Origin of the sequence: Pseudomonas sp. S3E12 (assembly GCF_001702295.1) — a bacterium.
Lineage (GTDB): Bacteria > Pseudomonadota > Gammaproteobacteria > Pseudomonadales > Pseudomonadaceae > Aquipseudomonas > Aquipseudomonas marginalis.
Genome location: NZ_MBDT01000010.1, coordinates 1 through 13,765 on the forward strand (window position 1 = coordinate 1; position 13,765 = coordinate 13,765).

The 13,765-nt window shown below is 60.2% G+C and carries 14 protein-coding genes; 6 read left to right on the forward strand and 8 right to left on the reverse strand.

All coding sequences use genetic code 11. From position 1 onward, the window contains the following. Positions 1-1,317 (forward strand): RHS repeat domain-containing protein (locus BB029_RS12235; protein WP_141696525.1); only part of this gene is annotated, 1,317 nt, incomplete at its 5' end. A 1-nt stretch (position 1,318) separates the two neighbouring features. Then, a complete protein-coding gene (locus BB029_RS12240; RefSeq protein WP_065939350.1) occupies positions 1,319-1,702 on the forward strand; it encodes a hypothetical protein in 384 nt (127 codons plus the stop codon). Positions 1,703-2,122: 420 nt separating this feature from the next. Here the strand turns inward: BB029_RS12240 and hemB are convergent, their stop codons facing one another. The 3 genes from hemB to BB029_RS12255 all read right to left on the reverse strand — a co-directional run bounded on the left by hemB (position 2,123) and on the right by BB029_RS12255 (position 4,757). Next, the gene (gene hemB / locus BB029_RS12245) at positions 2,123-3,097 is read right to left on the reverse strand and encodes a porphobilinogen synthase (protein WP_065939351.1); all 975 of its coding nucleotides are present in this window, start codon (positions 3,095-3,097) and stop codon (positions 2,123-2,125) included. 118 nt (positions 3,098-3,215) lie between these two features. Continuing rightward, positions 3,216-4,055 carry a PhzF family phenazine biosynthesis protein gene (locus BB029_RS12250; RefSeq protein WP_065939352.1) on the reverse strand — a complete coding sequence of 280 codons (840 nt, stop codon included), beginning with the start codon at positions 4,053-4,055 and terminating at the stop codon, positions 3,216-3,218. Positions 4,056-4,058: 3 nt separating this feature from the next. Further along, entirely contained in the window at positions 4,059-4,757 is a 699-nt protein-coding gene (locus tag BB029_RS12255) for a glutathione S-transferase N-terminal domain-containing protein (protein ID WP_065939353.1), read from the reverse strand. 253 nt (positions 4,758-5,010) lie between these two features. Between BB029_RS12255 and BB029_RS12260 the strand changes: the two genes are divergently transcribed. Together BB029_RS12260 and BB029_RS12265 are read left to right on the forward strand one after the other, a co-directional pair. Beyond that, complete coding sequence (locus BB029_RS12260; RefSeq protein ID WP_065939354.1) at positions 5,011-5,712, forward strand: histidine phosphatase family protein; 702 nt, start codon at positions 5,011-5,013, stop codon at positions 5,710-5,712. 45 nt (positions 5,713-5,757) lie between these two features. Then, complete coding sequence (locus BB029_RS12265; RefSeq protein ID WP_065939355.1) at positions 5,758-6,813, forward strand: permease; 1,056 nt, start codon at positions 5,758-5,760, stop codon at positions 6,811-6,813. On the opposite strand, the gene mnmH is transcribed toward BB029_RS12265, so the two are convergent. The 4 genes from mnmH to BB029_RS12285 form a co-directional block, all read right to left on the reverse strand. Next, positions 6,803-7,903: a tRNA 2-selenouridine(34) synthase MnmH gene (gene mnmH, locus BB029_RS12270; RefSeq protein WP_065939356.1), complete on the reverse strand. Its 1,101-nt coding sequence runs from the start codon at positions 7,901-7,903 to the stop codon at positions 6,803-6,805. The two genes, BB029_RS12265 and mnmH, sit on opposite strands and share 11 nt — an antisense overlap. Beyond that, complete coding sequence (gene selD, locus BB029_RS12275; RefSeq protein ID WP_065939357.1) at positions 7,903-8,937, reverse strand: selenide, water dikinase SelD; 1,035 nt, start codon at positions 8,935-8,937, stop codon at positions 7,903-7,905. The genes mnmH and selD overlap by 1 nt, the downstream gene beginning before the upstream one ends. A gap of 94 nt (positions 8,938-9,031) precedes the next feature. Continuing rightward, positions 9,032-9,781, reverse strand: a complete 750-nt coding sequence (locus BB029_RS12280) for a TerC family protein (protein ID WP_065939358.1) — start codon at positions 9,779-9,781, stop codon at positions 9,032-9,034. 29 nt (positions 9,782-9,810) lie between these two features. Then, the gene (locus BB029_RS12285; protein WP_027603160.1) at positions 9,811-10,062 is read right to left on the reverse strand and encodes a hypothetical protein; all 252 of its coding nucleotides are present in this window, start codon (positions 10,060-10,062) and stop codon (positions 9,811-9,813) included. Positions 10,063-10,196: 134 nt separating this feature from the next. Here BB029_RS12285 and nhaR point away from each other — a divergent pair, with 134 nt between their 5' ends. Next, the gene (gene nhaR / locus BB029_RS12290; RefSeq protein ID WP_065939403.1) at positions 10,197-11,099 is read left to right on the forward strand and encodes a transcriptional activator NhaR; all 903 of its coding nucleotides are present in this window, start codon (positions 10,197-10,199) and stop codon (positions 11,097-11,099) included. 4 nt (positions 11,100-11,103) lie between these two features. Here nhaR and BB029_RS12295 read toward each other — a convergent pair whose 3' ends face one another. Further along, positions 11,104-12,261 (reverse strand): MFS transporter, encoded by a 1,158-nt coding sequence (locus tag BB029_RS12295; protein ID WP_065939359.1) that lies wholly within the window; start codon positions 12,259-12,261, stop codon positions 11,104-11,106. Between the two features lie 232 nt (positions 12,262-12,493). Here BB029_RS12295 and sstT point away from each other — a divergent pair, with 232 nt between their 5' ends. Then, the gene (sstT, locus tag BB029_RS12300) at positions 12,494-13,714 is read left to right on the forward strand and encodes a serine/threonine transporter SstT (protein ID WP_065939360.1); all 1,221 of its coding nucleotides are present in this window, start codon (positions 12,494-12,496) and stop codon (positions 13,712-13,714) included. The last annotated feature ends 51 nt before the right edge of the window (positions 13,715-13,765 follow it).

The following is a 13,765-nucleotide window of genomic DNA, read 5'->3' on the forward strand; positions in this document are numbered from 1 at the left end:
GCCCACGCGATCACCCAGCAACAAGACCATCTCTACCAACGTCAATACGACTACGACAAAACCGGCAACCTCACCCGCCTGCTCGACACCCGCAAAGGCGAACACCACTACCACTACGACCAGCTACACCGCCTGACCCGCGCCGACCACTCCCAAGACCTGCAGGAACGCTTCGGCCACACCCCGGCCGGCACCCTGCTGATGCAAGACCGCCCCGGCCCCGATATCGTCGCCGGCAACCGCCTGATGATCCAGGGCGACCGCCACTATGACTACGATGCCTTCGGCAACCTGATCCGCGAACGGCGGGGTCGTGGGCACACGTTGATTACCGAATACCGCTACGACTGCCAGCACCGGCTGATAGGCCTCACCCAACCCAACGGCCAAACCGCCAGCTATCGTTATGACCCGTTTGGGCGACGCATCAGCAAAACCGTGGACGGCCTAACGACGGAGTTTTTCTGGCAAGGCGACAGGCTGATTGCCGAGCACCATGCAGATCGCCTCCGCAGCTATCTCTATGAACCCGACAGTTTCCGTCCGCTGGCACTGCTGGAAGGTTTCGGCCCAGAAGAAACGAAGCCGTATAACTACCAACTCGACCACCTCGGCACGCCGCAGGAACTGACAGACCCAGAGGGCGAAATCGTCTGGTCCGCCCACTACCGCGCCTACGGCCAGATCAGCCGTCTCGACAAAGGCACAATCGACAACCCGCTACGTTTCCAGGGCCAGTACTTCGATCAGGAAAGCGGACTGCACTACAACCGCCATCGCTACTACAATCCAGATATTGGGTGTTACCTGACGCCGGATCCGGTGAAGTTGGCGGGTGGGATCAACGCGTATCAGTACGTGCCTAACCCTATGGGGTGGGTGGATCCGTTAGGTCTGAGTACCTGTCCAGGCGGGGATAAATGCAAGCCGAACCCCAGTGTTGAAGATCCAGCGGGAAAAGCACAGGTTAATGAAGGCAGCCCACTCAGTCCCACAAGCTCCAACTCTCTACCTACACTGGGCTACCATAAGGAGACCTTTGCCAATAAACCTGTAAAGCCGGAAGAAACCATTCAGAAATGGGATGAATTTCTAGGACCTGGCCCTCACACAAACACCAACCCACGAACTGGGAAGCCCGACCGCGACAGAATTGTTTCCAGCGACGCAAAAAGAAGTATTCGTTACGGGGCTCATGAAATGAATAGCAAGCCAAGCAAGCATCACTATCATGAGGAGACATGGACGTTCGAGATAAAAACCAACACCATGAACGTTGACAATACAGTTGTACGCGTTCCCCTGACGAAGAAGTGAAATGAAGATACAAATAACTGATATCTTTTCTGACAAAGGCACTGTGAGAGTAAAATTCAACTCACCTTTTGGAAATGCCACAGCCTTATGGAGCGGGACCAAGTTAAAAACTGGTGAAACTCTGGATGTAGAGTTAGAACTTGATGAAATATTTTCATGGGGACAAAACATCATGTCCTCATCTGTAAAAACACCACAGATCGCTTCTGCGAATGGGGCTCATAAAATTATCGGCGAGCTTATCCAAGATGCAGACCAAAGTTGCTCAATACTAAAAATCGGCGATTCAGTAATTTTGATTGAAATTGACAAGCCAATCACCGGCAAGCCCAGCTTTGTTGAAGTGATAGCAACTGACATTCTTCTTCACCCAACAAATGTTTGAGCATAAGCTCACTTACTCTACAGCCGTAAATTATATATACAAAAAAATGCTCAACCAGCGGAAATCAATCGGAGAGAGCTATAAAAAATACACATTTTTGAATATGTAACATAAAGAAAATCAACAGTAATACTAGATACAGACGAAAACCCAATCACCTGTACGGACTACTGAAACGAAACATCAACCTAAAATTTAAATCCCCCGCAGCCTTCTATTCAAAAGCCAGGAAAAACATATAAAATTCAGACAAGCGATTACCCCACCTTCATCCAATCACACAATTCAAACTTCACAGAATGCAGCTAGTCAGGCAGATGAAGTATTTAAGGTAGATCGTGGGCATGGGGCTGCTACGCAGCCCAACGCGAGCAAGCTCGCTCACCACCAGTGTTCGCTCACCAGGGGGTTACGTTGCCCTTAGATCCCAGCCAACGCCAAGTCCATAGCAAAGTAAGTAAAGATCAAATCCGCCCCCGCACGCTTGATCGACCCCAACGTCTCACGCACGACCCGATCCTCATCAATCGCCCCCGCCTGCGCGCCGAACTTGATCATCGCGTATTCGCCGCTGACCTGGTACGCCGCCACAGGCAGGCGCGAGGCTTCGCGGATGTCGCGGATGATGTCGAGGTAGGCACCGGCCGGCTTGACCATCAGTGCGTCCGCGCCTTCCTGTTCGTCCAGCAGCGATTCGCGCACGGCTTCGCGGCGGTTCATCGGGTTCATCTGGTAGCTTTTGCGATCGCCCTTGAGCGCGCTGCCGCCGGCTTCGCGGAAGGGGCCGTAGAGGGCCGAGGCGAATTTGGTGGAGTAGGCCATGATCGGGATGTGAGTGAAACCGGCTTCATCCAGCGCACGGCGGATGGCCTGGACCTGGCCGTCCATGGCGGCCGAGGGGGCGATCACGTCGGCCCCGGCGCGGGCAGCGGCAACGGCTTGCTTGCCGAGGTTGACCAGGGTCGCATCGTTGTCGACATGGGCACCGTGCATCACGCCGCAATGGCCGTGGTCGGTGTATTCGCAGAAGCACGTGTCGGACATTACGACCATGTCCGGCACCGCGTCCTTGATGATCGAGGACATCCGCGAGACCAGGCCGCGTTCCTTCCAGGTGTCGCTGCCGTTGGCGTCCAGATGATGGGACACGCCGAAAGTCATCACCGACTTGATACCGGCACGGGCATAGCGCTCGATCTCGGCAGCCAGCTTCTTTTCCGGGATGCGTTGCACGCCGGGCATGCTGGTGATCGGCACGAAGTCGTCGATTTCTTCTTCGACGAAAATCGGCAGCACCAGGTCGTTGAGGGTGAACTCGGTTTCCTGGAACAAGCCACGCAGCTCCGGGGAGCGGCGCAGGCGGCGTGGACGGGCTTGGGGGAACTGGCTGGTCATGGCTGTCCTGAAAAAGTGGCGGGAAATCTTTGGGGCGAAAGCTTATGCCCCAAGGCCCCGGCAGCACAAATGCCCAGGGGCCAACAGTGTATTGCGGGGGCCGTAATAATGTATTGATCTAGAGCTGTAGACGCCCTTCGATGCACACCGCAACGGCGCCGCCGACCCAGATTTCATCACCCTGGCGCTCGACGCGAATACGCCCCGCACGCCCCATGGCCGTGCCCTGGCTGACCACGTAGCACTCAGGTGCGAGTCCTTCGCTGAGCAGCCATTGCGCGACGCCGGCATTCAGGCTGCCGGTGGCCGGGTCTTCCTGGGCCCCGTCGCCTGCGACAAAGGCACGCACCTCAAACTGCGCGTCCACGTCGTCAGCCGGGTTGCAAGGAGCAATCACGCCGACGGCCAGCCCCAGCAGCTGCGAATAGTCCGGCTGCAAGGCCAGGACCTGATCACGGTCAGCCAGCATCACCGCGAGCCACCCCGCGCCATTGTCAACCCACTGGCTGCGCACAATGGCCCCCGGCGCCAGGCCCAATCCCAGGCGAACACGCTCCAGCAACGCGGAGTCCACAGCGCCGGCGCGCATCAACGGCGGTGCAATAAACGCCAGTTCATCGCCTTGACGACGAATACGCACCAGGCCGATTTCACACTCCTGGATAATCTCTTCGCCTTGGGGCACCCCACCCGCCTTGAGCCACACATGGCAACTGCCCAGGGTCGGGTGCCCGGCGAATGGCAGCTCCTGCAAGGTCGTGAAGATCCTCACCCGGTAGTCCGCCCGAGCATCGCGCGGTGTCAGCAAAAACGTGGTTTCACTGAGGTTTGTCCATTTGGCGAAGTCAGCCATCTGTTGGTCGCTGAGGCTGTCGGCGCCCAGCACGACCGCCAGCGGATTGCCCTTGAGCGACACGCTGCTGAATACATCCAGTTGTTTGAAATCGAAAGTCGGCATGTGTCAGCTCGGAATATTCAGGCCACGGATGACCGCCGGCCGGGCGACAAAGCCGTCCAGCGCGCGCAGTACGTTAGGGAAGTCGGCAATGCCGACCAGATCGCCCGACTCATAGAAACCGATCAGGTTGCGAATCCAGGGGAAGGTGGCGATGTCGGCGACGCTGTAGTCGTCGCCCATGATCCAGGTGCGGCCGAGCAGGCGTTTTTCCAGCACCTCCAGCAGGCGACGGGATTCGGCGGCGTAACGGTCGCGGGGGCGCTTGTCTTCGTAGTCCTTGCCGGCGAACTTATTGAAGAAACCCAGTTGGCCAAACATCGGACCGATGCCCCCCATCTGGAACATCAGCCATTGAATCGTTTCATAACGTGTCGCCGGATCTTCGGAAAGCAACTGGCTGGTTTTTTCCGCCAGGTAGATCAGGATTGCGCCTGACTCGAACAGCGCCAACGGCTGGCCCGCCGGGCCGTCGGGGTCGATGATCGCGGGGATTTTGTTGTTGGGATTCAGGGACAGGAACTCGGAGGAAAACTGGTCCTGGGTCTCGAAACTGACCTTGTGCGCCTCATAAGGCAGGCCCAGCTCTTCGAGCATGATCGAGACTTTTACCCCGTTGGGCGTGGGCAACGAGTACAGTTGCAGGCGCTCCGGATGCCGGGCGGGCCATTTGCTGTTGATCGGGAACGCGGCGATCGGGTTCATCGGGAAACTCCCTGGCGGAAAGCCCTCATGATAATCATCTGTCCCACGTCCTGCATGGGTCATCAATGCGCAACATCAGCGGGCTATTATCCCCCGTGGGCGAACCAATACGCCCGCGTGCACTCTTAAGTGCGCTCAAACGGTGAATGGAGGCACCTCGCTATACCGACACGGAACACCCGCAGGACGCCCCAGGCGTCATTGGGGCCAGGCTTGTCCGCCTTAACGTGACGCACGAAGACTCGAACCCATAATGACGATCAAGCCTCTGCGCCTTGTGCAACGACTGAAACACTACGCCTACATCCTGTTGCCCCTTTTGCTGGTGAGCGGCGCCATGGTTGCCGCCCTCGACGCCCGGGAAAGCCGTGCCCAACCGGTGGATGGCGTGCAAACCCTGGTGTTCCTGCGCCACGCTGAGAAACCGGCCGGCGGCCTGGGCCAACTCAATTGCCAGGGGTTGAACCGAGCAATGAACCTGGCCACCCTGCTGCCGGAAAAATTCGGCAAGGCCAACTTCGTGTTTGCCGCCAACCCGACGCGCAATGTCGAGGAAGGTGAGCTGGACAACTCCTACAGCTATATTCGCCCGTTGATGACCATCAGCCCCAGCGCCATCAAGCTGGGCCTACCGGTGAACATCAAGTTCTCGGCCAACGACACCAGCGACCTGGCCGACGAACTGGTGGAAGACAAATACCACAATGCCACCATCTACACCGCGTGGTCCCACGGCTACCTGCCGGAGTTGATCAACAAGGTGGCCAGTGAGGCCTCCGGCGAAAAACACACGATTACCGACGACTGGTCCGGCAGCGACTACGACACGCTGTATGTACTGACGCTGACCTGGCACAACGGCAAAGCCTCGCTGCTCAGCCGCAACTACAAGCAAGGCCTGAACGACGGTGAAGAAACCTGCCCGCAGCCAACACAGGTGAGTGCCGATAGCTGAGGGCGTATGATGCACCGCTATTGACTCATCTGCGGACCCTCCCCCATGCCCAACCTCGCCTCCACCCAGCCCGTCCGGGGCTGGTCGTTCTGGTGGAAACCTGCCCTGTTCCTACTGGTAGCCTGTGTCGGCCTCTACTACGTGAAGTGGTCGCCCTACTACTTCAAAGCGTTTGTTGCCGCTGACAACCACAGCATCGGCGCCTCGATCCTCAACGATCAACAAAGTTCGCCATTGGCGGCAGCGCTGGCCTACGCCCAGGTGTATTTCCTGGCGATCTGGAAGGCTGCCGTACTGGCGGTGATCCTCGGCTCATTGCTGCAAGTGCTGATCCCCCGCGACTGGTTGCTGCGCCTGTTTGGTCGTGCCGGCCTCGGCTCGACCTTGCGCGGCGGGCTGTTTGCCTTGCCGGGGATGATGTGCAGTTGCTGCGCGGCGCCCGTCGCGGCAGGTATGCGCCGCCAGCAGGTGTCGGTGGGCGCGGCACTGGCCTTCTGGATTGCCAACCCGGTGCTGAACCCGGCCACGCTGGTGTTCATGGGCTTTGTGCTGGGCTGGGGCTTTACCGCCTTGCGGCTGGTGGCGGGCATTGTGCTGGTGGTCGGCGTGTCACTGGTGGCACAGCGCATTGCACGGCCGGACCAGGTGCCGGAAGTTGCCTTGGACGCGGTGGCCGAGGCCAGCCAGGTCGAAGCACAACCCTTCTTCAGTCGCTGGCTGCGTACCCTGTGGCAGCTGTTCTGGAGCACCATACCGATCTATATCCTGGCGGTGCTGGTGCTCGGTGCCGCACGGGTGTGGCTGTTCCCCCACGTGGACGGCGCCATGGCCAACAGCCTGGTGTGGCTGGTGCCCCTGGCGATTGTCGGCACGCTGTTTGTGATTCCTACAGCGGCAGAGATCCCCATCGTACAAACCATGATGACCCTGGGCATGGGCACCGGCCCGGCCATGGCCTTGCTGATGACCCTGCCCAGCGTGAGCCTGCCGTCGCTGTTGATGCTGCGCAAGGATTTCGATGCGCGGGTACTGGTGACGGTGGCCGGGCTGACCATGCTGGTGGGCGTGGTGTGCGGGTTGATCGGCGCGCTTATCCTCTGAGGGCGCGCTCGCGCAGATAGGCCGTGACGGCGCCCTGCTCTCCCGCAAACTCGATGCGTGCGCCTTTGCTTTCACGTTGGAAGGCGTACATCGGGTCGTAATACTCGCGCAACAGCCCTTCAATCCAGGCGCGATGCAGGTCCACGGCGCCGCTGCGCAGCTGTTCCGCCAGGGCATCCTGCATGATCGCCTGTAACCGCTGGAAACGCTCGCCGCCCAGGCGCTTGTGGATATTGGCCAGGCCCTGGGTCAGGCGTTCGGCAAACAGCGCCTGGCCCTGCTCACCAAATACCGCGATGAACTCCGCGCACAGGTCAATCACGTAATCGCGCAGGATGCGCTCGACACGGCCTTCGACGCTGTCTTCCAGCCACACCATCGGAAAGGTCTGCATGCCCTTGTGCAACGGCAACGGCAGCGCGCAGCTGCCGATCATGCGGCTTTCATCCTCGACCACGAACTGCTCGATACCGCCTGCGCGTTTTTTCAGCAGGTCCACCGCCAGGCGGTTTTCGAAGTCGATAGTGGAGGGTTGCGCCGTGGCGCGTTTGCCGAAGCTGGAACCGCGGTGGTTGGCATGGCCTTCCAGGTCCAGGGCGTTGCGCAACTGGCCCAGCACCTCGGTCTTGCCGGTGCCGGTCATGCCACCCAGCAACACGAAATCACATTGAGCTGCCGCCTGGTCAAGGGTATCCAGCAGGAAGGTCCGCATGGCCTTGTAGCCACCGCCGACCCGCGGGTACTCGATGCCGGCTTCGGTCTTCAACCATTGCTGCACGATCTGCGAACGCAGCCCGCCCCGGAAGCAATACAAGTAACCATCAGGATTGGCCTGGGCAAACCGTGCCCATTGTTCGATACGCTCAGCCTTGATCGCCCCCGACACCAACTCATGCCCCAGCACAATCGCGGCTTGCTGGCCCTGCTGCTTGTAGCAGGTGCCGACGCGTTGACGCTCGTCATCGGTCATCAGCGGCAGGTTGATCACGCCGGGGAACGCGCCCTTGGCGAACTCGACCGGCGCGCGGGTGTCCATCATCGGCCGGTCGTTGAGGAAAATGTCGCGGTAATCGGTGATGTCAGTTGCCATCAAACCACCTCTACCGCGTGGGTCTGTCGCTCAACCAATTGGCCGATCGGCTCAAGGCCCAAGCCCAATTCAGCCGCCGTCGCGCGGAACTCGGCGTCGCCTTCAGGGGTGACCGCGATCAGCAGGCCGCCGCTGGTCTGCGGGTCGCACAGCACGCGTTTGTGCAATTCCTGCAGGCGCCCGACCTTGCTCGAGTAGCTGTCGAAGTTGCGCAAGGTGCCACCCGGCATGCAACCCTGGTCCAGGTAGTCCTCGATCCCGGGCAGACGTGGGACTTTGTCGTATTCGATGCGTGCGGTCACGGCGCTACCGTCCGCCATCTCCACCAAATGGCCCAACAGACCGAAACCGGTGACATCCGTCATTGCCGTCACACCGGCCAGCTTGCCGAAACGGCTGCCGGGTTTGTTGAGGGTGCACATCCAGTCACGGGCCAGGCCGATATCCGCCTCACGCAACTTGCCCTTCTTTTCGGCGGTGGTGAGGATGCCGATGCCCAACGGTTTGGTCAGATACAGACGGCAGCCCACGGTGGCGGTGTCGTTGCGCTTCATATGGCGCTTTTGCACGATGCCGGTGACGGCCAGGCCGAAGATCGGCTCGGGCGCGTCAATGGAGTGCCCGCCCGCCAACGGAATGCCGGCTTCGTCGCACACCGAGCGGCCACCACGGATCACTTCACGGGCGATCTCCGGCGCCAGCACGTTCACCGGCCAGCCAAGAATGGCGATGGCCATCAACGGGTCGCCGCCCATGGCGTAGATGTCACTGATGGCATTGGTGGCGGCGATGCGGCCGAAATCGAAGGGATCATCGACAATCGGCATGAAAAAGTCAGTGGTGGAGACCACGCCGCGCTCATCATCGATGGCATACACCGCCGCGTCGTCGCGGGAGGCGTTGCCCACCCACAGGTTGGGGTCAAGGTTCTGCGCACCGCTGCCCGCCAGGATCACTTCCAGCACCTGGGGCGAAATCTTGCAGCCACAACCCGCGCCGTGGCTGTACTGGGTAAGGCGAATCGGCTCGTTCATGGTGGACCTCAAGCTATCAAGTGGGCGGATTCTAACAGACAGCAAAAGGCCGGCTGGGCTCTTGTGAGCACAGCCGGCCTTTGGGGTTGCAGCGTTACTGCCGGGCAGCGAGCAGACGCTTGTGACGGTTGCGCCGAGCGATGTTCAGGCACTCGATGGCGGCCGAGAAGGCCATGGCCGCGTAGACGTAGCCTTTAGGCACATGGGCACCGAAGCCTTCGGCGATCAGCGTCATGCCGATCATGATCAAGAAGCCCAGGGCCAGCATCACCACGGTCGGGTTGTCGTTGATGAACTTGGCCAACGGCTCGGCCGCCACCAGCATCACGATCACCGAGGTCACCACGGCGATGATCATGATCGGCAAGTGCTCGGTCATGCCCACGGCGGTAATGATGCTGTCGATGGAGAACACCAGGTCAAGCAACAGGATCTGCCCGATGGCTGCGGCAAAGCCGATGGCCACGACATTGCCGGTACTGGTCTTCTCTTCGGGCTCCGGGTCCATGCTGTGATGGATCTCGGTGGTGGCCTTCCAGACCAGGAACAGGCCACCGGCGATCAGGATCATGTCCTTCCACGAGAACGCCTGGCCGAGCACTTCGAACACCGGCGCAGTCAATTGCACGATAAACGCAATGGTGCTCAACAGGCCCAGGCGCAACACCAGCGCCATGCTGATACCGATGCGCCGCGCCTTGGCCCGATGTTTCTCAGGCAATTTGTTGGTGAGGATCGAGATAAAGATCAGGTTATCGATGCCCAGCACGATTTCCATCACGATCAAGGTAGCCAGGGCAATCCAGGCGGTAGGGCTGGCGGCCAGTTGTAAAAGGTAATCCATAGGTCAGTCCTGACGTTGCGCTGGGGAGATTAGGTTTCTTTGGTGTTCGATTCAGACTCGTTTTCTTCCTGATCATCCTTTTTTTGTGGATTGATCAGGCCGTTTGTCGCTTCACTCAATGCCTGCTCGGCCGCTTTCTGGGTGTCATCGATGGCTTGCTTGGCCGACTCGGTGGCTTTGCCCATGACCTGTTGCGCGCTTTTTTCGACCTGATCGCAACCGCTGATCATCACCAATGAAAGCGCAAGCAACGATGCCGCGCCCAGGGAATTGAGTTTCATCATGTCTTCCTCGTTAGAACCATTGGGTCCAAATAGTGGCCCCGCGATAGCGAGGCATTCTATGCAGGCAAACAGTTCAGGAAAATTCGTATTTTTCTCGCGTATACTTCGGTTTTTACGAAGTGACGATCATCGTGCTCAATTACCGACAGTTGCATTACTTCTGGGTAGTGGCCAAGACCGGCAGCATCGTGCGCGCCTGCGAGCAGCTGAACCTCACGCCCCAGACCATCAGCGGGCAGATCAGCCTGCTGGAGCAAACCTACGGGATTGCGCTGTTTCAGCGGGTAGGCCGCCAGCTTGAACTCACCGAAGCCGGGCGCCAAGCCCTGCCCTATGCCGAACAGATGTTCCAGACCGGCAATGAACTGGAGGCGATGCTGCGCGCGCAGCCCAATGAGCAACAGATCCTGTTTCGGGTCGGTGTGGCGGATGTGGTGCCCAAGTCCATCGTGTACCGGCTGATCGCACCGACCATGGAATTGAGCGAGCCGCTGCGCATTACCTGCCGGGAAGACAAACTCGAACGTTTACTGGCTGACCTGGCGATCCAGCGCCTGGATCTGGTGATCTCCGACAGCCCCATGCCCTCGCACCTGGACATCAAGGGCTACAGCCAGAAACTGGGGGAATGTGGCATCAGTTTTTTCGCCACCCAGGCATTGGCTGACAGGTACGCCGGTGACTTCCCACAGTGCCTGCACGGCGCGCCCCTGTTGATCCCCGGCGCGGAAACCGTAGTACGCAGCCGTTTGCAGCGCTGGTTTGCCGAGCAGCAGATCCTGCCCAGGATCATCGGCGAGTTCGATGACAGCGCCTTGATGCAGGCCTTTGGCCAATCCGGCAGCGGGATCTTTATCGCGCCCAGCGTGATCGCCGATGAGGTGGTGCGCCAGTACGGGGTAGCGTTGATTGGCCAGACCGATGCCGTCACCGAGTCGTTCTACGCGATCTCGGTGGAACGCAAAGTCAAGCACCCCGGCATCGTGGCGATTACCGAAGGTGCACGGCGAGAATTGTTCACCGCCCTGCCCTGAGCGTTCAGGCGTTGGACGCGACCGCTTGCCTGGCGGTCATCAGCCACAGCGCCAGCAGGATCGACACCAGGATAAATCCGGAAGCGGCAAAGCCCAGGCTGCCGAGGCCGAGGGTGTCGATCACATGCCCGCCGACCATGGCCCCCAGGCCAATGCCCAGGTTGGCCCCGGCGATATTCAACGACGCCGCAAACGCCGGGGCATGGGGTGCGGCCTTCATCAACCGCACATGGCTGACCAGGAACAGCGCCGCCTGGGTCACGCCCCACACCGCCATCGCCGCCGCCAGGCCGACCGTGGAATGGATCGCCGGTACCAGCGCGACCATGCCGGCGATCATGAAACCGCAGAACACCATGGAAGCGATCAGCGGGTGACGGTCCACCGCACGCCCGCCCAAGGCGTTGCCGATCAGCCCCACTGCGCCAAAGCCCATCAGGCACCAGCCCACCAGCGTGCCGTCGAAACCGGCCAGGCGCTCAAGGATATCCGCCAGGTAGGTATACGCCGTGAACATGCCGCTGAACACCAGGACCGACAACAGGATATGGCCTTGCATCAGCGGGTTGCGCAGGATCTTGAACTGCGAGCGCAACGACACCTGGTCGTTCTTCGGCTGGGTCACCGGCAGGTAGATAAACAGCAGCAAGGCCTTGGCCAGTGCGACCACGGCGAGGATCGCAAACGCGGCGCGCCAGCCGAACATATCGGAAATCAGCGTGCCCACTGGAATCCCGAACACCGTGGCGCAGACGATGCCGAAGCCGATCTTCTCGATGGCGCGCCCGGCGTATTCGGGGCCGACAATATCCACCGCGGTTTCACTGGCCAGGGCCCAGAACACCGGCAGGCCCAGGGCCGGGATCAAGCGTGCCAATGCCATCACCCAGATATTCGGCGCCAATGCGGCCACGGTATTGGCCACGCCGAACAGGAGCAGGATGCTGATAAACAGACGCTTGCGGGGGAAACGGGCGCAGTACGCGGTCAGAAACGGACCAAAGGCCGCCACGGTAAACGCAAACAAGGTCACCAGCAGGCCGGCCTGGGACACGCTGACGTTGAGGTCCCGGGCGATGGACGGCAACAGGCCGACGATAACGAATTCTGTGGTCAGCACGGTAAAACCGGCGGCCGACAGCAGCAGGATGGGAAACAGCATGAAAACTCCAGAAACGACGACATCAACGACAGCCCGAAGGGCCCGCTGACGGAGAGGAAAGGTGAGAGGGGAGAATCTTAACAGAGTATGTCCGGCTTTTGCGAAGCCCCGGTGACCCAATGCCGCAGCGGCCGGGACAGGTCCAGCGGCATGCTAGACTTCGCGACCTGCTTCCTACAGACCTTTCTGCCTGCATTGCCGCGCCCTTAAAAAAACTAGAGACAACCTTTATATGACTGCTGCCCCTTCCCTTTTCCAACGCCTGGCCCGCATCAGCCTGGTCACGCAAATCGTCATCGGCTTGATCGCCGGCATCCTGCTGGCCCTTCTCTTGCCGGAGGCGGCCAAGGCCACCGGGTTTATCGGCAAGGTATTTGTTGCCGCGCTCAAGGCCGTGGCGCCGATCCTGGTGTTTGTACTGGTGATGGCGTCGATCGCCAACCATAAACACGGCCAGGAAACCCATATCAAGCCGATCCTGTTCCTGTACCTGCTGGGCACCTTTGCCGCCGCCGTGGTGGCGGTGATTGCCAGCATGTGGTTTCCCTCATCGCTGGTGCTCGCTACCCATGACGCCACCGTGAGCGCTCCCGGCGGCATCGGCGAGGTCTTGCAAAGCCTGCTGTTGAGCGTGGTGGACAACCCCATCAGCGCACTGATGAACGCCAACTTCATCGGCATCCTGGCCTGGGCCATCGGCATGGGCATTGCCATTCGCCATGCCGGCGAAACCACCCGCACGGTGCTCGACGACCTGTCCAACGGCGTGACCCTGATCGTGCGCGTGGTGATCCGCTTCGCCCCGCTGGGTATCTTCGGCCTGGTGGCTTCGACACTCGCCACTTCGGGCTTCGGCGCCCTGCTCGGCTACGCCCACCTGCTGGTGGTGCTGATCGGCTGCATGCTGTTCGTGGCACTGGTGGTCAACCCGGCCATCGTGTTCTGGAAACTGCGCCGCAACCCGTTCCCATTGGTGCTGATGTGCCTGCGCGAAAGCGGCATCACCGCGTTTTTCACCCGCAGTTCGGCGGCGAATATCCCGGTGAACCTGGCCTTGAGCAAACGCCTGGGCCTGCATGAAGACACCTACTCGGTGTCGATTCCACTGGGCGCTACGATCAACATGGCCGGTGCTGCGATCACCATCACCGTGTTGACCCTGGCGGCCGTGCACACCTTAGGCATTGCCGTGGACCTGCCGACTGCCGTGCTGCTCAGCGTGGTCGCGGCGATCTGTGCCTGCGGCGCGTCGGGTGTGGCCGGCGGCTCGCTGCTGCTGATTCCCCTGGCATGCAGCCTGTTCGGTATCCCCAGCGAGATCGCCATGCAGGTGGTGGCCGTAGGCTTCATCATCGGTGTGCTGCAGGATTCGGCGGAGACCGCACTCAATTCGTCCACCGATGTGCTGTTTACCGCGGCCGCGTGCCTGGGCAAGGAAACGCAGCCGGTTTAAAACCGCCAACGTAAAAAAGCCCGGCGCCGTTCTTCAATGAAGAACGGCGCC

Bases quoted from the DNA above. Each gene is read 5' to 3' on its own strand.
- mnmH (WP_065939356.1), bottom strand. From the start codon at position 7,903: ATGGCAACTGACATCACCGATTACCGCGACATTTTCCTCAACGACCGG.
- sstT (WP_065939360.1), top strand. From the start codon at position 12,494: ATGACTGCTGCCCCTTCCCTTTTCCAACGCCTGGCCCGCATCAGCCTG.
- selD (WP_065939357.1), bottom strand. From the start codon at position 8,937: ATGAACGAGCCGATTCGCCTTACCCAGTACAGCCACGGCGCGGGTTGT.
- BB029_RS12240 (WP_065939350.1), top strand. From the start codon at position 1,319: ATGAAGATACAAATAACTGATATCTTTTCTGACAAAGGCACTGTGAGA.
- BB029_RS12285 (WP_027603160.1), bottom strand. From the start codon at position 10,062: ATGAAACTCAATTCCCTGGGCGCGGCATCGTTGCTTGCGCTTTCATTG.
- BB029_RS12255 (WP_065939353.1), bottom strand. From the start codon at position 4,757: ATGAACCCGATCGCCGCGTTCCCGATCAACAGCAAATGGCCCGCCCGG.
- BB029_RS12265 (WP_065939355.1), top strand. From the start codon at position 5,758: ATGCCCAACCTCGCCTCCACCCAGCCCGTCCGGGGCTGGTCGTTCTGG.
- BB029_RS12260 (WP_065939354.1), top strand. From the start codon at position 5,011: ATGACGATCAAGCCTCTGCGCCTTGTGCAACGACTGAAACACTACGCC.
- BB029_RS12250 (WP_065939352.1), bottom strand. From the start codon at position 4,055: ATGCCGACTTTCGATTTCAAACAACTGGATGTATTCAGCAGCGTGTCG.
- hemB (WP_065939351.1), bottom strand. From the start codon at position 3,097: ATGACCAGCCAGTTCCCCCAAGCCCGTCCACGCCGCCTGCGCCGCTCC.
- BB029_RS12295 (WP_065939359.1), bottom strand. From the start codon at position 12,261: ATGCTGTTTCCCATCCTGCTGCTGTCGGCCGCCGGTTTTACCGTGCTG.
- BB029_RS12280 (WP_065939358.1), bottom strand. From the start codon at position 9,781: ATGGATTACCTTTTACAACTGGCCGCCAGCCCTACCGCCTGGATTGCC.